Annotated in this window: 21 protein-coding genes; 11 read left to right on the forward strand and 10 right to left on the reverse strand. The window is 72.9% G+C overall.

What is annotated here, in order from left to right; genetic code table 11:
• Nucleotides 1–27: 27 nt before the first annotated feature.
• On the reverse strand, nt 28–498 hold the full coding sequence (locus JKJ07_RS02630; protein WP_202989529.1) for a hypothetical protein: 471 nt from the start codon (nt 496–498) through the stop codon (nt 28–30).
• Between the two features lie 174 nt (nt 499–672).
• Here JKJ07_RS02630 and JKJ07_RS02635 point away from each other — a divergent pair, with 174 nt between their 5' ends.
• The 6 genes from JKJ07_RS02635 (at nt 673) to JKJ07_RS02660 (ending at nt 6,776) form a co-directional block, all read left to right on the forward strand.
• Nucleotides 673–2,349, forward strand: coding sequence for an ABC transporter substrate-binding protein (locus JKJ07_RS02635; protein ID WP_236028196.1), 1,677 nt, complete (start codon nt 673–675; stop codon nt 2,347–2,349).
• A 67-nt stretch (nt 2,350–2,416) separates the two neighbouring features.
• Nucleotides 2,417–3,424, forward strand: coding sequence for an ABC transporter permease (locus JKJ07_RS02640; protein WP_202989530.1), 1,008 nt, complete (start codon nt 2,417–2,419; stop codon nt 3,422–3,424).
• The gene (locus JKJ07_RS02645) at nt 3,421–4,377 is read left to right on the forward strand and encodes an ABC transporter permease (RefSeq protein ID WP_438871349.1); all 957 of its coding nucleotides are present in this window, start codon (nt 3,421–3,423) and stop codon (nt 4,375–4,377) included. Before JKJ07_RS02640 ends, JKJ07_RS02645 begins: the two co-directional genes overlap by 4 nt.
• A 6-nt stretch (nt 4,378–4,383) precedes the next feature.
• A complete protein-coding gene (locus JKJ07_RS02650) occupies nt 4,384–5,367 on the forward strand; it encodes an ABC transporter ATP-binding protein (protein WP_202989531.1) in 984 nt (327 codons plus the stop codon).
• Nucleotides 5,364–6,455, forward strand: coding sequence for an ABC transporter ATP-binding protein (locus tag JKJ07_RS02655; RefSeq protein ID WP_202989532.1), 1,092 nt, complete (start codon nt 5,364–5,366; stop codon nt 6,453–6,455). Before JKJ07_RS02650 ends, JKJ07_RS02655 begins: the two co-directional genes overlap by 4 nt.
• Nucleotides 6,456–6,509: 54 nt before the next feature.
• The gene (locus tag JKJ07_RS02660) at nt 6,510–6,776 is read left to right on the forward strand and encodes a hypothetical protein (protein WP_202989533.1); all 267 of its coding nucleotides are present in this window, start codon (nt 6,510–6,512) and stop codon (nt 6,774–6,776) included.
• Nucleotides 6,777–6,882: 106 nt separating this feature from the next.
• Here JKJ07_RS02660 and JKJ07_RS02665 read toward each other — a convergent pair whose 3' ends face one another.
• The 5 genes from JKJ07_RS02665 to JKJ07_RS51565 all read right to left on the reverse strand — a co-directional run bounded on the left by JKJ07_RS02665 (nt 6,883) and on the right by JKJ07_RS51565 (nt 13,704).
• Nucleotides 6,883–7,629 (reverse strand): class I SAM-dependent methyltransferase, encoded by a 747-nt coding sequence (locus tag JKJ07_RS02665; protein ID WP_202989534.1) that lies wholly within the window; start codon nt 7,627–7,629, stop codon nt 6,883–6,885.
• Nucleotides 7,626–8,039, reverse strand: a complete 414-nt coding sequence (locus JKJ07_RS02670) for a PIN domain-containing protein (RefSeq protein ID WP_202989535.1) — start codon at nt 8,037–8,039, stop codon at nt 7,626–7,628. The genes JKJ07_RS02665 and JKJ07_RS02670 overlap by 4 nt, the downstream gene beginning before the upstream one ends.
• Nucleotides 8,040–8,043: 4 nt before the next feature.
• Complete coding sequence (locus JKJ07_RS02675; RefSeq protein ID WP_202989536.1) at nt 8,044–8,253, reverse strand: 2TM domain-containing protein; 210 nt, start codon at nt 8,251–8,253, stop codon at nt 8,044–8,046.
• Nucleotides 8,254–8,311: 58 nt separating this feature from the next.
• Nucleotides 8,312–10,918, reverse strand: a complete 2,607-nt coding sequence (locus tag JKJ07_RS02680; protein ID WP_202989537.1) for an AAA family ATPase — start codon at nt 10,916–10,918, stop codon at nt 8,312–8,314.
• Between the two features lie 62 nt (nt 10,919–10,980).
• Nucleotides 10,981–13,704, reverse strand: a complete 2,724-nt coding sequence (locus tag JKJ07_RS51565) for a helix-turn-helix transcriptional regulator (RefSeq protein WP_202989538.1) — start codon at nt 13,702–13,704, stop codon at nt 10,981–10,983.
• A 102-nt stretch (nt 13,705–13,806) separates the two neighbouring features.
• Between JKJ07_RS51565 and JKJ07_RS02690 the strand changes: the two genes are divergently transcribed.
• The 3 genes from JKJ07_RS02690 to JKJ07_RS02700 are packed head-to-tail and all read left to right on the forward strand — an operon-like array spanning nt 13,807 to nt 15,818.
• Nucleotides 13,807–14,598, forward strand: a complete 792-nt coding sequence (locus JKJ07_RS02690) for an alpha/beta hydrolase (RefSeq protein ID WP_202989539.1) — start codon at nt 13,807–13,809, stop codon at nt 14,596–14,598.
• Complete coding sequence (locus JKJ07_RS02695) at nt 14,598–15,365, forward strand: SDR family NAD(P)-dependent oxidoreductase (protein WP_202989540.1); 768 nt, start codon at nt 14,598–14,600, stop codon at nt 15,363–15,365. Before JKJ07_RS02690 ends, JKJ07_RS02695 begins: the two co-directional genes overlap by 1 nt.
• 9 nt (nt 15,366–15,374) lie before the next feature.
• Nucleotides 15,375–15,818, forward strand: a complete 444-nt coding sequence (locus tag JKJ07_RS02700) for a cupin domain-containing protein (RefSeq protein WP_202989541.1) — start codon at nt 15,375–15,377, stop codon at nt 15,816–15,818.
• Here the strand turns inward: JKJ07_RS02700 and JKJ07_RS02705 are convergent.
• The 3 genes from JKJ07_RS02705 to JKJ07_RS02715 all read right to left on the reverse strand — a co-directional run bounded on the left by JKJ07_RS02705 (nt 15,815) and on the right by JKJ07_RS02715 (nt 18,306).
• A complete protein-coding gene (locus tag JKJ07_RS02705; protein WP_202989542.1) occupies nt 15,815–17,224 on the reverse strand; it encodes a hypothetical protein in 1,410 nt (469 codons plus the stop codon). The two genes, JKJ07_RS02700 and JKJ07_RS02705, sit on opposite strands and share 4 nt — an antisense overlap.
• Before the next feature lie 5 nt (nt 17,225–17,229).
• Entirely contained in the window at nt 17,230–17,853 is a 624-nt protein-coding gene (locus JKJ07_RS02710; protein WP_202989543.1) for a response regulator transcription factor, read from the reverse strand.
• 147 nt (nt 17,854–18,000) lie between these two features.
• Nucleotides 18,001–18,306 (reverse strand): hypothetical protein, encoded by a 306-nt coding sequence (locus tag JKJ07_RS02715; protein WP_202989544.1) that lies wholly within the window; start codon nt 18,304–18,306, stop codon nt 18,001–18,003.
• Between the two features lie 308 nt (nt 18,307–18,614).
• Between JKJ07_RS02715 and JKJ07_RS02720 the strand changes: the two genes are divergently transcribed.
• A complete protein-coding gene (locus tag JKJ07_RS02720; protein WP_202989545.1) occupies nt 18,615–20,633 on the forward strand; it encodes an ATP-binding protein in 2,019 nt (672 codons plus the stop codon).
• Complete coding sequence (locus tag JKJ07_RS02725; RefSeq protein ID WP_202989546.1) at nt 20,630–23,995, forward strand: ATP-binding protein; 3,366 nt, start codon at nt 20,630–20,632, stop codon at nt 23,993–23,995. Before JKJ07_RS02720 ends, JKJ07_RS02725 begins: the two co-directional genes overlap by 4 nt.
• On the opposite strand, the gene JKJ07_RS02730 is transcribed toward JKJ07_RS02725, so the two are convergent.
• Nucleotides 23,982–24,269: a YbaB/EbfC family nucleoid-associated protein gene (locus tag JKJ07_RS02730; RefSeq protein WP_202989949.1), complete on the reverse strand. Its 288-nt coding sequence runs from the start codon at nt 24,267–24,269 to the stop codon at nt 23,982–23,984. The genes JKJ07_RS02725 and JKJ07_RS02730 overlap by 14 nt on opposite strands.
• Nucleotides 24,270–24,273: the final 4 nt, after the last annotated feature.

Consider the following 24,273-nt stretch of genomic DNA (forward strand, 5'->3'; position numbering starts at 1 on the left):
GATCTCACACGCGCGAAAGGCGGCCGGTCAGCCGGGGGCGATCGGCAGGCGCTCCCCCGCCAGCAGGCGCCGACCGGCCATGACCTTGGCGTCGGTCGGGTCGTCGAGGTGCCACAGCCGGGCCAGCTTCTCGGCCTCGGCCCAGTGGTAGCCGGCGTTGAAGAACGCGTCCAGCTCGCGCCGGCCCGGGATCTCCTCTTCCGTTTTCGACGGTGTGGGCGCGGGGGCGGCTTTTGACGGTGAGGGGTCGGCGGGGCGTGCCGCCGGGCTGGTGACCTGCGGCGTCGCCGTTCCGCCCTGCAGGAAGTCGTGCATCTGGACCAAACCGGCCATCAATCCGACCCCGAGCACCGCGCTGCCGGCCGACTGCGCGATCCGGCGCCGCCGCCGGTACGACAGCGACAACTCCTGCACACGCGCATACACCACGGCGGCATCCGTCGGCAGCCGCTCGCCCTCGGCCATACCCTCGCGGATGCCGTCGTCGAACTGGTTCACGCTTCCTAAGACGTACGCGGGAAGGATTCTGTGCATCGGCGGGGCGCCCGGCTCACGTCTGTCGATCTTCCGACCACAAAGGACACGATCCGATACCAACCTCACCCACGCTGGCTGTGAGTGGTTAATGTCTCGCCAACGGTGACCAGCGACACGGGTCTATGAGGTGAGCGAATGCGTGCATCACGAATGCGGGCGACGAGGCTCCGGGCGGTCATCGCCGCCGGCGCCGTAACGGCACTGACGATCGGGCTGGCCGGCTGCGCGGACAGCGATCGCGACAACGGCGGCGGGGAGGGCTCGGCCAGCGGCGGCACGTTCATCTTCGCCGGCGCGGGCGACCCGAAGAACTTCGACCCGATCTTCAACGACGACGGCGAGTCGTTCCGGCCGATCCGGCAGCTGTACGACACCCTCGTCACCCACAAGCCCGGCACCGCCGAGCTGGTCGGCGGCCTGGCCGAGAGCTGGGAGAACGACCCGAGCGGCAAGGTCTGGACGTTCAAGCTGCGCCAGGGGGTCAAGTTCCACGACGGCACCGCGCTCGACGCGACGGCGGTCTGCGCGAACTTCGACCGCTGGTACAACATGAAGGGCGAGGCCGCCCAGTCCCAGATGATCTATTACCAGGACGTCTTCGGCGGGTTCGCGGGCAGCCCCGACGCGGTCTACGACAACTGCAAGGCGCAGGACGCCTCGACCGCGGTCGTGACCATGAAGAAGTACAAGGGCGCCTTCCCGGGCGCGTTCGCGCTGACCGCGTTCTCGATCGTCAGCCCCGAGGCGATCAAGAAGTACGACGGTGACACGGTGACGCAGAACGGCGACTCGTTCTCGTACAGCGCCTTCGCCAACGAGCACCCGACCGGCACCGGCGCTTTCACGTACGGGGGCTGGAACAAGGCCACCGGCGAGATCACGCTGAACAAGAACCCGGACTTCTGGGGCGACAAGGCCAAGGTCGACAAGATGATCATCAAGATCATCAAGGATGAGAACACGCGGAAGCAGGAGCTGCGCGCGGGCACGGTGCAGGCGATCGACTATCCGGCCCCGGCCGACCGCAAGGCGCTGGCGGGCGAGGGTTACAAGGTGCTCGACCGGCCCGCCTTCAACATCCTCTATCTGGGCATCAACCAGAAGAACCCCAAGCTCAAAGACCTGCGCGTACGCCAGGCGATCGCGTACGCCCTCAACCGCGCGCAACTGGTGCAGACCAAGGGCCCGGGCGGCGCCGCGGTGGCCGACCAGTTCCTGCCCAGCACCGTGCTCGGCTACGCCCCGGACGTGCAGAAGTACGAATACAACGTCGACAAGGCCAAGCAGCTGCTCAGCGAGGCGGGCGCGACCGGGCTGACGCTCAACTTCTACTACCCGACCGAGGTCACCCGGCCGTACATGCCGAACCCGCAGGAGATCTTCACCGTGCTGGCGAACGACCTGCAGGCGGCCGGCATCAAGGTCAACGGCGTCCCGCGGCCCTGGAACGGCGGCTTCAAGGACGACGTGCAGCAGTTCGGCAAGCAGGACCTGCACATCCTGGGCTGGACGGGCGACTACAACGACCCGGGCAACTTCGTCGGCACGTTCTTCGGCCGGGCCAAGCCCGAGTTCGGCGACGACGCGATGACCGAGATGTTCACCGCCATCGGCAAGGCCGACGCGACGGTCGACCAGGCCGGCAAGAAGACGGCGTTCGAGCAGGTCAACCGCGATCTGGCCAGCAAGTGGCTGCCGGCCGTGCCGATCTGGCACGCCCCGCCGGCCGTGGTCACGACCAAGAACGTCGAGGGCCTGGTGCCGAGTCCGCTGACCGCCGAGACGTTCAACACGGTCTCGCTCACCAAGTAGGTCTGCTGCGGCCCGGCCCCCGCCGCGGGGCCGGGCCTTCCGGCGTGAACAAAGGATTCGTCATCGCATGGTGAGAGTCATCCTGCGCCGCCTGATCCAGCTCGTCGTCACCCTGATCGCCCTGACGACCCTGGTCTTCTTCTGGCTGCGCAGCCTGCCCGGCGGGCCGGTCGACGCGCTGCTGGGCGAGCGCGCGACCCCGCAGACCCGCGAGCTGCTGACCCGGGCCCTCGGCTACGACCAGCCGATCTGGGTGCAGTACGGCCGCTTCCTCAAGAACGTCGTCACCGGCAACTTCGGCAATTCCATCCGTACGGGCGAGCCCGTCACCGACGTGATCAGCCGAGCCTTCCCGGCCACCGTCGAGCTGTCCGTCGCCGCCATCATCATCGCGGTCGGGCTGGGCGTCCCGCTGGGCTACCTCGCGGCCCGGCACCGCGGCCGGCTGCTCGACAACACGACCATCATCGTCACCCTGGTCGGCATCTCGATCCCGATCTTCTTCCTGGGCTACCTGCTCAAGGACTGGCTGACCCAGGGCCTGCACATCTTCCCGCCCTCGGGCCGGATCAGCACCGGCATGGACAACACCGACGTGACCGGGTTCTTCGTGCTCGACGGGCTGCTGACCCGGGAGCTGGACGCCTCGGCCGACGCGCTCTGGCATCTGGTGCTGCCCGCCCTCACCCTCGCCACGATCCCGCTGGCGATCATCATCCGGATCACCCGGGCCAGCGTGCTCGACGTGCTCGACGAGGACTACATCCGTACGGCGGACGCCAAGGGCCTGCGCAACCCGACCATCCGCAAGCGGCACGTGCTGCGCAACGCCCTGCTGCCGGTGGTCACGATCATCGGGTTGCAGACCGGGGCGCTGCTGGCCGGCGCGGTGCTGACCGAGAAGGTCTACAACTGGGGCGGGCTCGGCACGCTGATCACCGACTCGATCGGCGGCAGCCGCGACTATCCCGTGCTGCAGGCGCTGATCCTGCTCGCGGCGGCCGTCTTCGTCGTGGTCAATCTGGTGGTCGACCTCTCGTACGCGATCATCGACCCGAGGGTGCGTGTGCGGTGACCTCAGGTGGCATCTCGGCCCTCTCCGACCACAAGCGCCGCCGGATCGACGAGCTCATTTCCCGTACGTCCGAGACGGGCGGGGTCAGCCTGCTGCGTGACGCCGGTCGCCGGTTGGTGCGCAACCCCACCGCGGTCGTCGGCGCCGTCATCATCCTGCTCTTCCTGGTCATCGCGATCTTCGCCCCGCTCGTGGCGCCGCACGACCCGGTGCAGCGCTTCCCCGAGCTGACCCAGAATCTGACCGTCGACAGCATCCCGGGCGCGACCGCCGGCCACCCGCTGGGCAGCGACCCGCTCGGCCGCGACTTCGCCTCCCGCATGATCTTCGGTGCCCGCCAGACGCTGTTCGTGGGCGTGCTCGCCACGCTCATCGGCCTGCTGATCGGCGTGCTGCTGGGCGCGATCGCGGGGGCCGTCGGCGGCTGGCTCGACGTGCTGATCATGCGGCTGACCGACGTGATGCTGGCCCTGCCGAGCCTGCTGCTGGCGATCACCCTGGTCGCCCTGGCCAGCCGGTCCACCCAATGGACGGTGATCATCGCGGTGGCGGTGGTCAACGTGCCGATCTTCGCCCGGCTGCTGCGCGGGTCGATGCTGGCCCAGCGCGAGAGCGACCACGTGCTGGCCGCCCGCGCGCTCGGCGTCAAGCGGCACACCATCGTGCTGCGGCACATGCTGCCCAACTCGCTGACCGCCGTGATCGTGCAGGCCACGCTGACCTTCGCGGTGGCGATCCTGGACGCGGCCGCGCTGTCGTTCCTGGGCCTCGGCGACCCCGACATCAACCGGGCCGAGTGGGGCCTGATGCTGGGCGTCGACGGCGTGCGGTATTTCGAGGTCCGCCCCGAACTGGCCTACTTCCCGGCCCTGGCCATCATCCTCGTCGCCCTCGGCTTCACCCTGCTCGGCGAGAGCATCCGTGAGGCGCTCGACCCGAAGAACAGGCGGTGATCAGAGGTGCCTCTGCTGGACGTACGGGATCTCTCGGTGGTGTTCAATCGCCGGGGAACCAAGCCCGTCACCGCGGTCGACGGCGTCAGCTTCACGGTGGAACCCGGCCAGACGGTCGGGCTGGTCGGCGAATCGGGCTGCGGCAAGTCGGTGACGAGCCTCGCGATCATGGGCCTGCTCCCCCGCCGCGGCAACAAGGTCACCGGCGAGGTCCGCTTCGACGACACCGACCTGCTCAAGCTGCGCCCGCAAGACCTGCGCGACTGGCGCGGCCGCGACATCGGCATGATCTTCCAGGACCCGCTGTCGTCGCTCAACCCGGTGCTCCCGCTCGGCATCCAAGTGGCCGAGGTGCTCGAACGCCACCAGGGCCGCACCCGGCAGGCCGCGCTGCGTGAGGCCCGGGGCCTGCTCGACGCGGTCGGCATCCCCGACCCGCAACGCCGGCTCAAGGACTACCCCCACCAGCTCTCCGGCGGCATGCGGCAACGGGCACTGATCGCGATCGCCCTGGCCTGCAAGCCCCGCCTGCTGATCGCCGACGAGCCGACCACCGCGCTCGACGTCACCATCCAGGCCCAGATCCTCACCCTGCTCAAGGAGCTGGTCGACGACTCCGGCACCGCGCTGGTCATGATCACCCACGACCTGGGCGTGGTGGCCGGGCTCTGCGACACGGTCAACGTCCTGTACGCGGGCAAGGTGGTCGAACGGGCCTACCGCCACCACCTGTTCGCCGAGCCCCGCCACCCGTACACGGATGGTCTGTTGCAGTCGGTGCCCCGGCTCGACGTGGACCGTGGCCGGCGGCTGCACCAGATCCGTGGCTCGGTCAGCGACAACATCCCGTGGCCGGAGGGCTGCGCCTTCGCCCCCCGCTGCGACCGCGTGATCGACGACTGCATCGGTTCTGTCGTGCCGCTGGAACCCACTTTCCGCGGCGGCGCGTTGCGCTGTGCCAACCCCGTCCCGCTGGAGGTGCCCGCGTGACCGACACGCTGGTCTCGCTCGACAACCTCAAAGTCCACTTCCCGATCAAGAGCGGACTGCTGTTCGACCGTACGGTCGGGCACGTGTACGCCGTCGACGGGGTGTCACTGTCGATCGCGCGCGGCCAGACTTATGGACTGGTCGGCGAATCCGGCTGCGGCAAGTCGACCCTGGGCCGTGGACTCCTGCGGTTGGTCGAGCCCACAGCGGGCGGAATCACCTTCGACGGTACGGACGTGCGCGCTCTCTCGGGCGAACGCCTCCGCCAATTCCGGCGCCGTATGCAGATGGTGTTCCAGGATCCGATGTCGAGCCTTGATCCGCGGCAGTCGGTCGAGTCATTGCTTGTCGAGGGTCTGAAGGCGCACGGTCTGCAGGCCGACGCGTCCGCACGGCTGCGCTCCACGCTCGACTCGGTAGGCCTGCCGGTGTCGGCCCTGAACAAGTATCCCCACGAGTTCTCCGGCGGCCAGCGACAACGGATCGGCATCGCCCGCGCCCTGGTGCTGGGCCCCGAACTGATCGTGGCCGACGAGCCGGTGTCGGCGTTGGACGTGTCGATCCAGGCCCAGGTCGTCAACCTGCTCGACGACCTGCAGGAATCGCTGGGGCTGACCTACTTGGTGATCGCCCACGACCTGGCGGTGATCCGGCACATTTCGGACACCATTGGCGTGATGTATCTGGGGGCGCTGGTCGAGGAGGCGGGGGCTGATCAGCTTTATGACCGGCCACTGCATCCCTATACGCGGGCCCTGTTGTCGGCCGTGCCCATCCCGGACCCGCAGGTGGAGGACCAGCGGGAACGGATGTTGCTGGCCGGTGACCTGCCCTCGCCGGCCAACCCACCGAGCGGCTGCCGCTTCCGCACGCGGTGCCCGTGGTCCCAGGAACGCTGCGCCTCCTCACGCCCCGAACTGCGGGTCTTCGACGCCTCGGGCCAACGCGTAGCCTGCCACTACGCCGAACAAATCCTCAGCGGCGAGCTGCGCCCCCACGAGGTCCACGCAGAACTGGTCCGCCCAGACTCAGACTCAGACGTCGCCGGCGAGTTGATCCCGACCCAGCCCGATCTCCCTACGCCTTAGAGTCCGTATCGCGTTTCCGGAAAGCCATCGCGGGAGTCTCGGTAGCCTGTGCTCATGCACCAGCCGCCAGCATTGGATGAGGATCTGGTGAAGCTGCTTCACGATCGTGGTGGTGTGGAGACCATCGTGACGCTCCAGGACGGTCGTTGCTTGGTCGTGTACGACATCGCTTGGGGATACGACATCGGCGAGCAGTGGGCTCACGTGACGACGAATGTCAGCCCCGGCCGGGAGGGCGCTGCTGTGGACGTGTTCTCGACCAGCGAGGTGGCATCGTTGACTGATCCCGGCACCGCCCGGAGGATCTACACCGCTTCGTAGCCAGCCGTTCGTCCAGCGGACCAGAGTTCGCCGGCAGGTGAGCACGCAAGCGAGTCTGACCCCGGCCTCGGTCCGGCGCTGCAGCTGACGTCGGTAGGCGTTGCGGTCAGGCGGTCAGACGGGCCGTCCAGATTTCTTCGCTGGGCCAGTGGTGGGACCAGGCGGCCGGGACGTTGGCGTAGTCGCGGTGGGCGGGGTCCGGGGCTTGGATCTCGATCAGGTCTTCGACGACGAAGCCGCACGAGCGCAGCAGGCGCAGCATTTCGCCGTGGGGTAGGACGAACTCGACGTGGCTTCCCCAGTCCAGGCGGGACAGGCCGAACTGTGGGCGCGTCAGCTGAGTGGTCACGGGGCCCGACGCGGGCACGCATAGGGCGAACAAAGGCGAGTACCGCATGAACACCAGCCGGCCGCCGGGGGTGAGGAGCCGGGCGGCCTCGGGGATCCACAGGTGGGGGTCGCACCATAGCGAGGCGCCGTATTCGCTGATGGCCAGGTCGAAGGAGTTGTCCGGGTAGGGGACCGTCTCGGCGTTGCCCAGCAAAAGGGGGAAGTCGAGGTTGAACTCCTGCTGCATCGCGCGGGCCGTGGCGAGCTGTGGAGACGAGACGTCGATGCCGACGGGGTGGGCGCCGGCGCGGGCCAGCCACGCCGACACGTAGGCGGTGCCGCAGCCCAGTTCGATCGTGCGCATCCCGGTCAGGTCGTCGGGGAGCACGTGGACCTGGGATTCGGGGGTGGCCCACAGACCCCAGCGCGGCGAGGGCTGGGACCAGTGGTCGCGGGCGAGCGGCCCGTGCCAGGCGGACGCCTGCTCGTCCCAATAGCGCTGGTTCTGGGGGACGTGGGTCATGCCGGCATCGCACCGGTGAGCAGGGCCTCCAGGGGTGCCAGCGGGACGATGCCCTCCGCCTTGGCCGCCAGCGAAGGGTCGATCGTCACGAGGGCGTCGGCCTGCAAGCGGGTCACCGCCAGATACTCGGCGTCGCGCAGGGTGTCCCAGTCCTGGTCGCGGGCGATCCGCCAGGCCGTCGTACGGGAAACGCGGTCGCCGAGGACGCGCATCTTGAGTTCCGTGAGGCGTTCGTGCAACTGCATGGCCTCGCGGTCCGAGCGCTTCCCGGCGCGCACGTCGTCCAGCAGCAGGTGCATCGCCTCCGAGCGGATGGTGTTCGGCGCGACCAGTTGGTGACCGCGATCGACGGCCAGCTCGTGGGCGACCAGGTGGAGCAGGGTGGGGGCGTCTATCCCGTACCGGGCCATCACATCAGCGTAAGGCGTGGGCCCGCAGCGTGCGCCGGGCGGCCCAGATGTGGATGGCCAGGCCGAGGCCCCAGAAGACGATCGACCACAGGGGCCAGAAGAAGATGTCGGGGGTGGCGTAGTTCCACGTGAAGACTTGGCCGACGTTGGCCAGCACGTACCAGATGATGTGGGACCAGAGACCCCATTTGATGAGCGAGTCGTTCTGCTTCATGCCGGAAAGCTAAGGCGGCGCACTGGACGAAGAATGAATGCCCGCGTCCACAAAGTGTTCAGAGGGCGGCGGCCAACCTGCGACGGGACGTGATGCCGAGCTTTCGGTAGATGCGGGTCAGGTGGTATTCGACCGTCGACGTGCTGAGGAACAGGCGGGCCGCGATCTCGCTGTTCGTCGCCCCGGCGGCGGCCAAGCCGGCGACCTGCCGTTCCTGCGGGGTCAGGTCGGAATCGAAAGGTAAGTGGCGCGGACGAGGGTGTTCGCCGGTGGCGAGCAATTCGGAACGCGTACGGGAGACGAAGGCCGCGGCGCCCATGCGGGTGAACAGGTCGTGGGCCAGGTGCAGCTGGGTCCGGGCGTCGGCGCGGCGGCGCCGGCGGCGCAGCCACTCGCCGTACAGCAGGTGGGTTCGGGCCAACTCGGTGACGATCGTGGTCCGGCCCAGCAGGTCCAGTGCCTCGCGGTAGAAGGCGTCAGCGTCGTCGGCCAGCAGGGCCCGGCAGCGGGCGAGCAGGCCCAGCGCCCAGGGCGTGCCGCTGAGCGGGGCGCGGTCCTCCAAGCGTACGAGGGCCGCTTTTGCCACCTCGTGATCGCCGCTGCGGACGCCGGCTTCGACGATCTCGTGCAGCGACCTGGTGGCGGCGCCCGGCTTGTCCCAGTCGAACGACGGCAGCACGCAGGCCAGCGCCGCGGGATAGTGGCCGAGGCTGATCTCCAGGACGGCCAGGGAGTTGCGGACCAGGAAATCGAGCCCGGTGGCGTCGGCAGCCAGCGCCCGCACCGCGGACTCGCGGCCCTGCCAGGCCAGCAGCTCGATCCGCTGGGCATCGCCGCAGTACGGCTGGCCGACCACGCGCGACAGTTCGGCCAGTTCCTCCTGCAGCGCCTCGGCGGCGTCGAAGCGGCCGGCCCGCAGCTCCCAGGCGACGCCGACGGCCAGCGTCGTGCGCAGCGAACCCAGGGCGCCGTGCCGCCGGTCGTACGACTCGAGCCGGCGCCACGCCAGGCGGCCGGCGTCCTCGTCCCACAGGTCGTCGGCGGCGAGGACGCTGATGACGGCCAGCGGCAGCCCGTCGTCGGTGTCCACTGCGGCCAGCGCCTCGCGCAGCAGCGGCACGGCGGTGCGATAGTCGCCGGCGATGCGGGCGGCAAAGCCGAGCAGGAACGGGTCCGCGTACGCGGGTGAGGCCAGCACCGTGCGGGCCAGTTCCCCCATGGTCGCCTGATCACCGCTGATCAGCATGGCCTGCAAAGCCTCGAACATCATGGTGCGGGAGAGCGCGGGGTCGAGGGCGGCGATCGACGCGGCGGCCTCGAAGAGCGTGCCGGGGGCGGGCCGGCCCGCGTACATCTCGGCCCGGGCCCGGGCCTGCCGGGCCAGCGCGCGGGGCACGGGCCGGTCGAGGCCGGGTTCGGCGCGGTCGAGCATCCGGCTGGCGGTGGCCGGGTCGCCCAGCACGAGATGGGCCCGGGCTGCGGCGACGAGACGGGCGGCCTGCGCGCGGGGGTCGGGCGTCAGGTCGGCCGCGCGGGCCAGGAAGGCGGCCCGCACGGAGTGGCCGCCGCGCTCGGCCGCCCGCTCCAGCAGCGCGGCCACCTCCTCGTCGAGCCCGATCGTGGCCTGCGCGCGATGCCAGGCGTGCCGGTCAGGTTCCCGTACGGGGTCGTGGACGGCGGCCAGGGCGGCGTGCACGCGCCGCCGGTCGGCCGGGTCGGCGCCCCGATACACGGCCGCGCGGATCAGCGGGTGCCGGAAGTCGAGGGACTCGGTCAGGATGCCGGCCGACAGCGCCACGTCGGCCTCGTCGGCGGCGATGCCCAGCTGCAGCGCGGCCCGCCAGAGCAGCGACGGGTCGCCGGGCGGCGCGGCCGCGGCGAGCAGGAGCAGCAGCCGGGCCGGGGCCGGGAGCGGGTGGAGCTCGCGCAGGAAGTGGGTCTCGAGCAGGTCGCCGACCGGCAGCGGCCCGGGCAGGGGGACGAGGCCGGCCAGCTGTCCGGGGTCGAGGGTGCGGGCCAGCTCGACCAGGGCCAGCGGGTTGCCGCCGGTGCCGTCGACCAGCTGACCGGCGACCGCGTCGTCGAGGTGCCCGGCGACGCTGGCCGTCAGCAGGTCGCGGGCGTCGTCGCCGGGCAGGCCGGGCAGCGTGATCGCCGGCAGGCCGCCGAGCGGGGCCAGCCCGTCGGGGCGGGTGGCGAACAGCAGGCCGAGCGCCTCGGCGTGCAGGCGGCGGGCGACGAAGGTGAGCGCGTCGGCCGACTCGCGGTCGAGCCACTGGGCGTCGTCGATCACGCAGATCAGGGGTTCCGGTGTGGACGCCTCGGCCAGCAGGGTCAGCGTGGCCATGCCGACGAGGTAGCGGTCGGCGGGGCCGCCACCGAGGTGTCCGAACGCCGTCCGCAGGGCATCACGCTGGGGACCGGGGAGCGTGTCGAGAAGGGGCAGCCAGGGTCGCAGCAGCCGGTGCAGTGCCGCGTAGCCGAGGCACATCTCGGGCTCGGCCCCGGCGATCGCGACGACCCGGACGTCGCCCACCCGGCCGAGCAGGCTGGTCTTGCCGGTGCCGGGCTCCCCCACCAGCACCAGCGTGCCGCTGCACCCGTCCCGGACCCCGGCCACGAGTGCGGCCAGGGCTTGCTGTTCCTCGTGCCGGCCGACGAACATGCGGCACCACCCCCGCGCTCCAGGGGACCATCCGCCGCCCGTACGGGGGCCAGGGACGAACCCTAAACGGTGGGCCTAGGGTCGCGGAGCGCGTCGGCCAGCAGCCGGCGGGACGAGATGCCGAGCTTGGCGTAAATGCGGGACAAGTGGTATTCAACGGTCTTCTGGCTGACGTACAGCTCGGCCGCGGCCTCCTGGTTCGTCCGGCCCTGGGCGATCACGTGGGCCACCGACAGCTCGCGCTCGGTCAGCGTGAGCGGTCGGCCGGGGTTGCTCGCGGCGGCGGTCAGCCCGGCGGCGGCCAGATCCTGCTCGCAGCGCTGCCTGAAGGGCTCGGCCCGCAGCGTGCTGAAGCGGCGGTGCGCCCGGGTCAGCCAGGTCGCCGCGTCCCGGCGCGACCCGCTTCCCGTGGCCAAGAGCAGTTTCCCGTACGAGTGTTCCAGCAGCCCCCGGTAGAGCGGGGCGGTGTCGCCGTCGACCTCGACGGCCAGCGCCCGCCGGTAGGCCTCCCCGGCGTCGCGGGGGCGGTTGCGCAGCTCGGCGATCTGGCCGGTGAGCCGGGCGACGACGTCGCGCAGGTAGCCACCGTCGTGCTCGTCGCGCAGGTCGTGCAGCACCGCCTCGGCCTCGTCGAGCCGGCCGGCGCCGGTGAGCGCCTCGACCAGCAAGGACTGCTGCCACAACCGGAACGGCTTGTAGCGCAGGCCGGTGTCGCCGAGCAGCGGCTGCAACGCCCGGTGGACGGCGGCGTGGTCGGCGCGGGCCTGGGCCACGGTGGCCGCGGCCAGCGACGAATAGACGATGTCGGGCGGGGATCCGAACGACTGCACGATGCCGGAGAGCTCGTCGAGGCGGGTGCGGGCGCTCTCCCAGTCGCCGCGGCCGGCGTCGACGCAGACCGACGCGAACCGGCCCGCCGCGTCGAAGGCCAGCTGGTCCTGCGAGACGGCGACGGCCCGGGCCCGGTCGGCGGCCGACGCGCTCTCGTCCCACTCGCCGGCCAGGTAGTGCACGACCGACTGCAGGGCCAGCGTGGCCGGGCCGAGCCGCGAGCTCGCGCCCTGCTGGTCGCGCAGCGCCACGGTCCGCAGGTCGGCGCGGGCGCCGGGCAGATGCCCCAGGAACAGCCGCATCACGCCGCGGGTGGCCAGGGTGTCGAGGTTGTCGTCGCGGACGTCGACGCTCGCCTCGGGCAGGTGGGTCAGGTCGTCGAGCGCGGCCCGCGGGCCGAGATGCCACATGCGACCGGTGGCGACCAGCGCGCGGGTGAGGTCGGTGGTGGCCGGGTCGAGGTCGCCGAGGGCCAGGGTGCGCTGGGCGATCTCGACGGTGTCGGCGCCGCGGCCGCTCGCGATCGTGATCTGGGCCAGGAACAGGCCGGCCAGGGCGGCCACCCAGCCCGCGCCGGGCACCTCGCGGGCCTCTTTGAGGTGCGCCTCGGCGGTCGGGATCCGCCCCGTCATCATGTCCATGATGCCCAGCACGCAGCTGCGCAGCGGGCCCGGCGCGCAGTCCTCGACCTGCGGCCGCAGCGGCAGGGCGGCGTCGGCCCGCAGAGTGAGCAGGAACTGGGCGCACGAGGTGAGCAGCCGCCGCTCCCGGTCGTCGCGGCCCGCCGAGAGCGCCGAGGCCCAGCGCAGCCGGGTGGCGGCCACGGCGTTGCGCCCGATCGCGGCCTCGGCCAGCCCGGACTCCTCGAGCTCGGCGGCCAGGGCCGCGTCGGTGGTGGACGCCGCGGCGACCCGGTGCGCCCAGCTCGCGGCCGTGCCGACCAGCTCGGCCGCGCCGGCGTGCAGGAGGCGGCGGCGCTCGGGGCTCAGCGCGTCGTAGAGGGCGTCGCGATGCAGGGCGTGCACCAGGCCGACCGGGCTTTGCGGCTCGTTCGGCGACCACACGGCCAGGCCGGCCGTCAGCGCGGGGCCGAGCGCGTGGGCCGGGTCGGGCAGCCCGGCGAGGCGGCCGGCCGACGCCAGCGGCACCTGGGCGTCCAGCACGGCCAGCGCGTCCAGCAGCGCGCGCGACTCGGCGGGCAGGCGATCGAGCTGGGAGTTGATGGCGACCAGCAGCGAACGCGGCACCGGCCAGCGCTGGACGCCCTCGTCGCGCAGCACCTCGGTGGGCACCTCGGCCAGCACCGTCCGGACGTGCAGGGGGTGGCCGCCGGTGTAGGTGTGCAGCCGCTCGCTCAGGCCGGCCGTCACCGGCCCCCCGAGCATCGCCCCGGCCAGCCGCGCGACGTCGTCGCGGGCCAGCCCGCCGAGGTCGATGCGGGTCGCCCGGCCGGAGGAGCGCAGCAGCCGGTCGAGCGACTCGTCGGCGACCGGTCGGGTCGCGAGCACGGTCAGCACGCGGTCGGACCACAGGCGGCGCAGCACGAAGCCGAGCGCCTGCGTCGACTGCCGATCGGCCCAGTGCAGGTCGTCCACGATCACGGCGACCGGGCGGCCCGGCTCCTGCAGCTCGCCCAGCAGCAGGAGCAACTGCCCGCCGATCACGTGCGGCGAGGTGTCGGCCGCGGGCGCGGTCAGCAGGGGGAACCGGTCGTGGGCGACCCGGCCCGTCAGTTGCAGGATCACCCCGTACGGGAAATCGGTCTCTGACGAGTCGGCCGTCGCGCGCAGGATCGTGAAATCGTCGAGCGCCGCCGAGAATGTCTGCACCAGCGAGCTTTTGCCGATGCCGGCCTCGCCCTCGACGACGGCCAGCCGGGAAGCACCGGCCCGCACCTCGTCGGCGCACGCATTGAGCTGGTCGGACTCCCCCGCCCGGCCGACGAAGAGCGTCACATGACGACCTTATGGATCCCCGGTTCGCCCGCGCAACCCGCCCGTACGGACTGTGGGGTTTCCCTGATCCGCGGGCGCGCCCCGGGTGGTGGTCTGACGGTCATGACGACACCGCTTGTGTTCATTCACGGCCTCTGGCTGCACGCCACCTCGTGGAACCCGTGGATCGAGATGTTCGCGGCCGAGGGGTACGCGCCGATCGCCCCCGGCTGGCCCGGCGACCCCGACACCGTGGCCGAGGCCCGCGAGACCCCGGAGAGCATCGCCGACCACGGCATCGACGACGTGGTCGAGCACTTCGCGCAGATCATCCGCGGCCTCGACGCGGCCCCGATCCTGATCGGCCACTCGTTCGGCGGCATGATCGCGCAGAAGCTGCTCGGGCAGGACCTGGCCCGCGCCGCCGTCGCGATCGACGCCGCACAGATCAAGGGCGTGCTGCCGCTGCCGCTGTCGGCGCTGCGGGCCACCCTGCCGGTGTTCAAGAACCCGGCCAACAAGCACCGCGCGGTGTCGCTGACCGCCGAGCAGTTCCGGTTCGCGTTCGGCAACGCGATCCCTGCGGAGGAGTCCGACGCCCTGTTCGAGCAGTGGACGATTCCCGCCCCCGGCAAGCCGCTGTTCGAGGCGGCCGCGGCCAACTTCGACCCGCACTCGCCGGCCAAGGTCGACACGGCCAACCAGAACCGCGGCCCGCTGCTGCTGATGACCGGCGGCAAGGACCACACCGTGCCCGAGGCGGTCACCCGGGCCACGCTCAAGCAGTACCGGCACTCCGACGCCGTCACCGACATCACCGAGTTCCCCGACCGGGGTCACTCGCTGACGATCGACAACGGCTGGCGCGAGGTGGCCGGCACCGCGCTGGCCTGGCTGCGGCGACAGGGGCTCTGATGGATCTCGGACTGACCGGCCGGCGCGCGCTGGTGACCGGGGCGAGCCGGGGCATCGGCCTGGCCGTGGTGACCGCGCTGGCCGCCGAGGGCGCGTCGGTGACGGCGGTCTCCAGGAGCGGCTCGGCCGAGTTGAAGGCGCTCGAGGAGACCGGCCGGGTGGTCTCGGTGCTGGCCGACCTGACCGACCCGGAGGCGCTCGTCGCCACCGCCTCCGACGTGGACGTGCTGGTCAACAACGTCGGCGCGGTCAAGCCCCGTACGGGCGGGTTCCTCTCGGTGACCGACGCCGACTGGGCGGCCACCCTGGAGATCAACCTCTTGAGCGCCGTACGGATGACCCGCGCGGTGCTGCCCGGGATGCTCGAGCGCGGCGCCGGCAGCATCGTCACGGTCAGCTCGGTCAACGCCGTGCTGCCGGACCCGCTGGTCATCGACTACAGCGCCGCCAAGGCCGCCCTGTCCAGCTTCTGCAAGTCGCTCTCCAAGGAATACGGACCGGCGGGCATCCGGGTCAACACGGTCAGCCCGGGCCCGGTCGCCACCTCGCTGTGGCTGGGCGACGGCGGCATCGCCGCGAGCGTCGCGTCGGCCACCGGCGGCGACCCGAAGGCCGTCGCCGCCGGTGCGGCCGGCGACTCGGTCACCGGCCGCTTCACCCGGCCCGAGGAGGTCGCCGCGCTGGTCGTGTTCCTGGCCGGCGATCAGGCCACGAATGTCACCGGGTCCGACTTCACCATCGACGGCGGCCTCGTCACCACTCTTTAGGGGGATGTTTTGTCCGATCTGCCGTTCTGGTTCCTCGGCGGCCAGGTCCGGGTGCTCGTGCCCGGCGAGGCGACCGGGGGCGCCCTGTCGGTCATGGAGTTCACCGACGTGGCCGGCCACGCGCCGCCGCTGCACATCCACGACGACGAGGACGAAGTGTGGATCGTGCTCGACGGCAAGGTGAGCTTCTTCGTCGGCGACCAGAAATTCGACCTCGAGCCTGGTCAGGCCGCCCACGGGCCGCGCGGGGTCGCGCACAGCTATCTGATCCGCAGCGACAAGGCCAAGCTGGCCGCGGTCTTCGCCCCCGGTCACGTCGAGAACTGGTTCACGGCCAACGGCTCACCGGTCGCCCACGTCGACGAGGCCCCGGCCGCCTTCGACATCGGCGCGATCCTGGCGTCGGCCGACAACTTCCACGTACGGGTGGCCGGGCCCCCACCGGCCGGCTAAGCGCGCACGACCAGAACCGGCTGCTCGGCCGTGGGTGCTTCGAGGGCCGCCACCACCACCGGCAGCGGGGCCGGAGCCGGCGGGGCGGGCGCGACGGGCGTCGCGTCGGCGTTGCGGAACACCACGGTCGGGCGGGCGCCCACCAGGGCCGGCAGCTCGACGGTCGGCTCGTGGAGGGCCGCGGGAGCCGGCGCCGCGAATCCGGCGACGGCCGAGGCGAGGTGCAGGACGCTGCGGTCGCGGGTGGCCGGGTCGAGGCGGGCGACCAGGTCGGTGGCGAGGTCGTGCAGGCGGGGTGTGAGCGCGGGGTCGGCGTCGTCGACCACCACGGCGTGCCCCGCCGGGTCGGCCACCCGGGCCCGTACGGCCGCCGAGTGGCGCGGTGCCGAAGGTGGGCGGATCCACAGGCCGGACTGGATGAGCTCGACCACCGCGTCCCCGGTGTAGCGGTAGACACGCGGGGCCACCTCCTCGGTCAGCACGGCCGGGGGCTGGTAGCTGAGCACCCGGGGCAGGGTGGTGCCGGAGCGCGGCAGGTAGCCCAGTTCGCGGATGTGCGTGGGCCAGCCGTGCCGCCCGTCGAACGGGACCGTCAGGAGCCGCGAGCCGGTCGGGACGCCGGCGAAGCAGACCACGGGGGCGTCCAGCAGGTCGGCCAGCGCCTGCCCGAGCGGGGCGCCGGCCAGCCGTACGGGTCCGTAGTGGACGAAGCGGGCCTGGTCGCGCCCGTCGGCGGGCAGGCCGCGCCAGAAGCGGGCGACGTCGTCGAGCGGTAGCTCGGGGGTGCCGGGGCAGCCCAGCAGCACGGTCAGGGCGTCCGGCCGGCAGGGCACGGAGGTGGACAGCCACTGCCAGTGCGCGGCCACGGCGGCCTCGTCGCGGGTGTCGCGGATCCAGACCCCGCCCGGCAGGGGCTCGGCCACGGCGTGGGCCCCGGTGGGCCGGTAGTCGGCCGCGGCGGCGTCCCACGACGGGCGCGGGTAGCGTTTGCCGGCCCAGCCGGGGCCGCGGCCGGGCTGGTGGCGCACCCAGCCGCTGTCCCGCGCGGCGTGCACGAGCAGGGTGCCCGCGCTGCCCCGGACGACATGCCCGTGCGGCGCGGTGACGGGGCGGCCGAGCCGGTCGGAGAGCCACTGCCCGGCCAGCGCGACCGTGTCGGGCGGGGCCCCGCAGACGACCAGCCGGATCCCGCGGCGGCGGCGGGGCAGCTCGCGGCCCACCGCCTCCCACAGGCCCATCGGCAGCTCGTCGTGCAGGTCGAGCACGACCAGGTCGTTGTCGTCGTCGGCGGGCAGGCCGATCGCGATCGACAGCGCCTCGGCGCCGATCTTCTCGCGGGCGTGCAGCACGAGCGCGTTGCCGACGGTGTGCCGGCCGATCGGGGTCACCGGCGCGGGCCTGCGCATCCGGTTCAGATCATTCCGGCCCGCAGCGCGTACGCGACCGCGTGCGACCGGTTGCGCAGCTTGAGCCGGTGGGTCAGGTTGTAGATGACGTTCTTGACCGTGCGCTCGGAGTAGCAGAGCTCGCCCGCGATCTCCTGCGTGTCCTTGCCGTCGGCCATCAGCCGCAGCACGTCGACCTCGCGCGGGGTGAGGCCGGAGGCGTTGAGCCCGTTGGGCGCCAGCACCTCGCGCTGCAGCCGGTCGATGTGCTTGAGCAGCTCGCCGACCATGTTGGGCGGCAGCACTCCCCCGCCGGTGGCCGCGGCCTGCACGCTGTGCGCGAGCCGCTCGGCGCTGACCGCGCCGCGGGGCAGGATCGCCACCACCCGGTTCTCGATCGCGGCCAGCAGCTCGCTCTCGGTGATCTCGTTGACCACCAGCACCACCGGCAGGCCGGCCTCGAGGGCGGTGCGGCGCAGAACGGTCACCACGTCGGCGCTCACCTGCTCGTAGGCGAACACGAAGACGTCCGCGTCGCGGCGCTCGGCCGGGCGCAGCAGGGTGATGCCGGGCGCGGACTGCAGCAACCCGGCCAGCCCCGCGTGGCTCAGCGGGTCCGAAGCCTGCAGGACCACCCGAACTCGTTCCACCGAAACCTCCGTCTGCGTTGAGGGACGGCGGCCAGTCAACGGAGGCGATCTTCAGAAAATCTCCAAGCCACCTTCACGACCGCCAATAGGCAGCCATTTTCACAATGAGGGCCGTCGATGGGTAACGGAACGCTGATCAGTGCGTGACTACGGCCGGCGGCGCGCCCGGCGCAACGCCTCGATGTATTTCGGAATCTCCACTGTGGCCAGTTCCAGGCGCCCGGGGGCCAGTTGATCAGCGAAGACGGCGTCCACCACGGCGTCGGAAAGATCAGCTGCCGAGCCCGGCTGCCGGTGCTCGAGCAGGCGCAGGCGGGCCCGCACCTCGGACAGCGTGCGCTCCAGGCCCGCGATGGCCGCGTCGGCCTGCCCGGCATCCAGCCGCAGCCGCCCCTCGGCCGCCAGCGAGCGGAACAGTTCGCCCGCGAAGGGGCTGTCGGGTCGGGCCGGCACCCGCCGAGTTGATCAGGCGGGCGGCCCCCGGGGAAGCGCTTTCGCAGTTCGCTGCCCGCTTTACCCCCACCGGCCGCCCAAGCGAACATCAGGTGCAGCCCCTTGTAAAAGCACGGGAAAGACAGTTAAGAATGTAGGGCGCACGGCTCGAGGGAATGTGCGGCATTGGTGAGACGAATCACTGACGCCGCATGCGAAGCCGTGCATGGACGACTACGGGGGACACGGAACGGACCGGAAACGAGAGCTTTTCTCATTCGGTTCGGAAAGCGGGAGCGATCCCCTGGCGACAAGGTAAACAAAAGGAAATGGACCTGCGTCTGCTGGGACCGGTCCGGGCGACCCGCGACGGCGTCGAGATCGCTCTCGGCTCGGCCCGCCGCACGGCCGTGCTGTGTGTGCTGGCCCTGCACGCCGGGCGGGCGGTCTCCCGCGAGCAGCTGATCGCCGCGGTGTGGGGTGAGGACGCCCCGGCCAGCGCGACCGCCAACGTCTACACGTACGTCTCGGCGCTGCGCCAGGCGCTCGAGCCGGCCCGCGACCGCTGGGCCTCGGGTCAGCTGCTGACCTCGGGCGGCGGCGTCTACGAGCTGCACGTGCGGCCGGAGTCGGTCGACGTGCTGCGCTTCGAGGCCCTGCGCGAGACCGCCCGCGCGCACCGCGCGGCCGGCGACCCGGTGGCCGAGCTGACCGCCGTACGGGCGGCGCTGGCGGTCTGGGACGGCGGCGAGCCGATGGCCGGGGTGCCGGGCCCGTTCGCGGCGGCGCAGCGGCTGCGCCTGACCGAGCTGCGGCTGGCCACCGTCGAACGGCAGGCGGCCCTCCTGGGCGGCGACACCCCCGCCGCCGTCCCGAGACCGGCGCCACCGGCCGCGCGGCCACCGGTCGCCCGGCAACGCCTCTTCCTGATCGGCCGGACCACCGAGGTGCGCCGCCTGCGCCACGCCGCCACCGCGGCCCGGGCCGGGCGCGGCGGCAGCGTGCGGGTCGAGGGCGGGCCCGGGTCGGGCAAGACGGTGCTGGTCGCGGCCGCGCTCGACGGGCTCGACAGGGTCGGCTGGGCGGCCGGCGACGAGCTGGCCCGGCGGGTGCCGCTGGGCGTGCTGATCGAGGGCGCGGCCGAGGCCGACCACGGCCTGGCCGACCGCCTGCAGGCGCTGGCCGACGATGAGGGCGCGGGCGCTGTCGTGGATCGGGCCGCCGCGCTCGTCCGCGCGGCCGCCGCCGAGGCCCCGCTGATTCTGGTCGCCGACGACCTGCACTGGGCCGACCCGCTGACCGTCCGGGTCTGGGCGGCGCTGGCGGCCGACGTCGAGCAGACGTCGTTGCTGCTGGTCGCGACCACCCGGCAGGAGCACGGGCCGGCCGCCGAGGTGATCGTGCTGCCGCCGCTCGACCCGGGCGCGGCGACCGCTTTGATCCGGGCGGCCGCGCCGGAACCGCCCGAGCCGCGGCGGCTGGCCCGCATGCTCGACGACGCCGGCGGCAACCCGCACTATCTGCGGCACCTGGCCGAGGACCCGGCCGGGGAGAGCCCGGCGGCCGCGGTCGGGGCCCACCTCGCCCCGCTGCCCGAGGCCACTCGGTTCGCCCTGCGCGGGGTCGCGTTCCTGGGCGCGTACACCTTGAGCCTGCCCGGCCCGCAACCGGTCGCGTGCCGCGTGTCGGAGCTGGCCGTCGCGGGCGACCGCGACCCGGACGAGGTGGCCGCGGCGCTGCTGCCGGCCCGCGACGCCGGGCTGCTGATCCTGGACGGCGACCGGGCCGAGTTCCGGCACCGGGTGGTCGCCCGCACCCTGCACGAGGGCACGCCCGGGGCGCTGCGGGTCGCGCTGCACCGCTCGTTCGCCGACCGGCTGGCCGCCGCTGGCGGGCCGCCCGAGCTGGTGGTGGCCCAGCTGCTGGCGGGCGACGTCCCGCTCGACGACAACGTCGCCACGTGGCTGGCCACCCACGTCGAACCGCTGGCCTGGCGGGCGCCGCAGATCGCGGTGACCGTGCTGCAGCGAGTCCGCGCCCACCACGGCCTGGCCCCCGAACGCCGCCTGCCGCTGACGGCGTGGCTGGCCCGGCTGCTGCTGCGCGAGCACCGCAACGCGGCGGCCGAGGCGGGCTGGGTGGCCGCCCGCACCACCGACCCCGACCTGGAGGGTGAGATGCGCTGGATCGCGGCCCGGTCGCACGAGCAGCGAGGCCGGTTCGAGACCGCGGCCGAGATCGCCCGGGCGGCCCTGCGGGAGCAGCGGATCGCGCCGCTGTGGGCCGAGGCGCTGGAGACTCTGCTGACCCGGGTGCGACGCCCGGCCCTGGTCGGTGAGCCCTCATGACCGGCGAAGAGCGCTTCACCGTACGGGTTCTGGGGCCGGTCCGGGCGCGGATCGGCGAGCACGAGCCGGCGCTGGGCGCGGCCCGCCAACGGGCCCTGTTCGCGCTGCTGGCCACGGCGGCCGGGCGGCCGGTGGGTCGCGACGAGCTGATCGCCGGCATCTGGGGCGCGTCCCCGCCGGCCACCGCGGCCGGCAGCGTCTACACGTACATCTCCGGGCTGCGGCGGGTGCTCGGGGCCGACCGGCTGCTCTCCGAGGCGGCCGGGTACACGCTGCGGGTGCGGCCCGAGGACGTGGACTGCGAGCGGTTCGCGGCGCTGTGCGAGCAGGCCGCCACGCGGGACGGCAAGGAGGCCGCGGCCCTGCTCGACGAGGCGCTCGCGCTGTGGCAGGGCGACGAGGCGTACGCCGGGCTCTCCGGTCACCGCTTCGAGCTGGCCCGGGCCCGGCTCGCCGAGCAGCGGCTGGCCGCCGTCGAGCAGCGCGCCCGCGTGCTCACCGAGCTGGGCGACGACGGTGTGGTGGCCGAGCTGGCCGGGCTGATCCGCGACCACCCGCTGCACGAGCCGCTGCACGAGCTGCTGATGACCGCGCTCGACCGGGCCGGGCGGCGGCCCGAGGCGCTCGAGGTCTATCGCTCGGCCCGCCACACGCTGCGCACCGAGCTGGGCGTGGAGCCGAGCGCCGGTTTCACCGCGGCCTACGAGCGGCTGCGCGCCCCCGCGGCCGAACGGCCGGTGCCGTCGCTGCTGCCGCCGCAGGTCGCACGGGCCCGCGACGAGGGGACGCCGCTGCCCGGGCGCGAGGGCGAGGTGAGCCGGCTGCGCGGCCTGGTGCGTGATCTGGCCGGTGGGCAGGGCGCCGCGGTCTGGATCGAGGGCGAGCCCGGCATCGGCAAGTCCGAGCTGCTGACGGCCGCGTTCGCGGACGCCGGCGTTCAGGTCGCCTGGGGCATCGCGGTCGAGCTCGACCAGCACGTCCCGCTGCAGGTGCTGATCCGGGCGCTGGGCCTGGACGCGTCCTCGCCCGACGAGCGGGTCGCGGCCGTGGCGGCCACGCTGCACACCGGCGGCGAGGAGGAGGCGGCCGACCGGCTGCTGGCCTACGTGCGGGGCGCCTGCGCGATCGCCCCGCTCCTGCTGATCGTGGACGACCTGCAGTGGGCCGGCCCGGCCGCGCTGAGCCTGTGGGACCGCCTGGTCGGGCTGACCCGGCGGCTGCCGCTGCTGCTGGTGGCCGCGGCCCGGCCCGAGCCCGACGGCCGCGAGCTGGCCCAGCTGCGGCGCCGGGTGCAGGCCCGGCACGGGCATCTCGTACGCCTGGGCGCGCTGCCCGCCGAGGCCGTCGAGCAACTGGTCGTGCGGCTGGCCGGCGCCCCGGTCGGGCCGAACCTGGCCACCGTCGTGCCGAAGTCGGGCGGCAACCCGCTCTGCGCCCGCGAGATGACCACCGCCCTGCTGCGCCAGGGCGTCGTCCGGGTCGCGGACGGGCTGGCCGAGATCCCCGACTCGGTCGAGGTGCAGGCCCCGGGCTCGCTGCTGGCGATGATGTACGCCACCGTCGACCTGCTCTCCCCGGCCACCCGCGAGGTGCTGCGGATGGCGGCGCTGCTGGGCGCCCAGTTCGCCGTCGACGACCTGGTCGCGGTGACCGGACGGCCGCCGTTCGACCTGGTCGGCGATCTGGAGGAGGCGCTCAGCGCGAACATCGTGGTCGACGCCGGGCCCGCCCTGGCCTTCCGGCACCCGTTCCTGCGGCAGGCCCTGCACGACGGCATCCCGGCCGGCGAACGGGCCGGGCTGCACCGGCACACCGCCGAGGTGCTGGCCCGGCGCGGGCCGGACGCGGTGACCCGGGTCGCCGAGCAGCTGGCCGCGGAGACCCCGGTGATCGACGAGTGGGTGGTGTCGTGGCTGGCCGAGCATCACGCCGAGGTCGTCCGGCGGGCCCCGCGCATCGCCGGTGACCTGCTGCGGGGCGCGCTGGGCAGCGCGCTCGCGGACCCCCGGCAACGCGAGGTGCTGCTGATCGCCCTGGTCAAACTCGATTTCCGGTACGAGCGGTGGCCGATCGACGAGGCCCGGGAGGCGGCCGGGCTGGCCACCGACCCGGCCGACCGGGCCGAGATGCGCCAGCTGCTGGCCGCGATGATCTTCCGGCGGGGCCAGGCGGCCACGGCGATCCGGCTGCTCGAGGACGCGATGTCCGACATGCGGACGCCACCCATCTGGCACACCCGGCACCGCGTGCTGCTGGCCAACTTCCACCGGGGGCCGCTCGACGACCTCGACCGGGCCGACCGGACCGCGGCCGAGATCCACAAGAGGTCGCTGGCCACCGGGCGGCTCTACGAGGCGGCGTACGCGCTGCAGACGTCGTGGCTGACCTACTCGATCCGCCGCGACCACGAGGCGGCGCTGACCTATGTGGACCGGGCGCTGGCCCTGATGCTGGACCACCCCGACCTGCCCGGCATGTATCTCGACCTGCTCGACAACCGCATGTTCACGCTGCAGAGCCTGGACCGGCTGGACGAGGCCGAGCAGACCCTGCGCTCGGCCGCGCTCTACGGCATCCGGCACCGGCTGCCCTCGGGCCTGCCGGTCGCCTCGGCCGTGCAGTTCTATTGGCGGGGCCGCTGGGACGACGCGATGGCCGAGGTCAGCGCGGTCACCGAGGACGCGCCGGGGATAACGTTCCTGGGCATGCGCGAGCCCGGCGCGGTCGGCATGCTGCTGCACGGGGTGGGCGCGCTGATCGCCGCCCGGCGCGACGACCCGGTGCTGGCCCGCGCCCACCTGGAGCAGGCCGAGACGCTGCCGGCCAGCGACGCCGAACGCGAGAGCTGCGACTTCCTGCTGGTGGCGCGGGCGCTGGTGGCCGAGCAGGAGGACCGGGCGGAGGACGCGCTGGAGATCCTCGGGCCGCTGCTGACGCCCGAGTACGCGCCGCTGATGCTGCGCCACCAGTGGTTGCCCGCCGCGACCCGGCTCGCCCTGACCGCGGGCCGCCGCGACATCGCCGAGCGGGCCGGGCAGATCTGCGCCGAGGAGGCCGCCCGCGAGGTGAAGCCGGTCCGCGCGTTCACGGCCGCGGCGCGGTGCCGGGCCCTGCTCACCGGCGACCCGGAACCGGCGCTGGCCGCGGTGGCGCAATACCGGGCGGCGGGCCGGGTCGCGGAGCTGGCGTCGGCCCTGGAGGACGCGGCGGTGTTGCTGGCGACCAGCCGGCGTCCGCACGAGGCGGCCCGTACGGGCGGGGAGGCGGCGGCGATCTTCGAGCAGCTCGGCGCGGGCTGGGACGTGCGGCGGGTGCGGCGGCGGCTGGCCGAGTGCGGCGTCGACCCGGTCAGTGCAGGGTGATCTCGACCGGGCCCATCTTCTGCTCGGCCAGGCGCCCGGCGTTGGCGGCCGCCGCCCGTACGGCCTGGGCGATCGCCTCCTGCAGGGCGGGCGCGTCACGCTGCTCGAAGACCACCGGATCCACCCGTACGGTGTGCAGTTTGCCCATGCCGGTGGCGAGCACGGTCACCGTCCCGTCGGCGGACCGGCCGGTGACCAGCGACCGCTCCAGATCGCCCTGGGCGTCGCGCATCTGCTGCTCGAGGGCCTGCGCACGCTCGAAGAACTCCTCCATGCCG

It is taken from the genome of Paractinoplanes lichenicola (assembly GCF_016785085.1).
Taxonomy (GTDB): Bacteria; Actinomycetota; Actinomycetes; order Mycobacteriales; family Micromonosporaceae; genus Actinoplanes; species Actinoplanes lichenicola.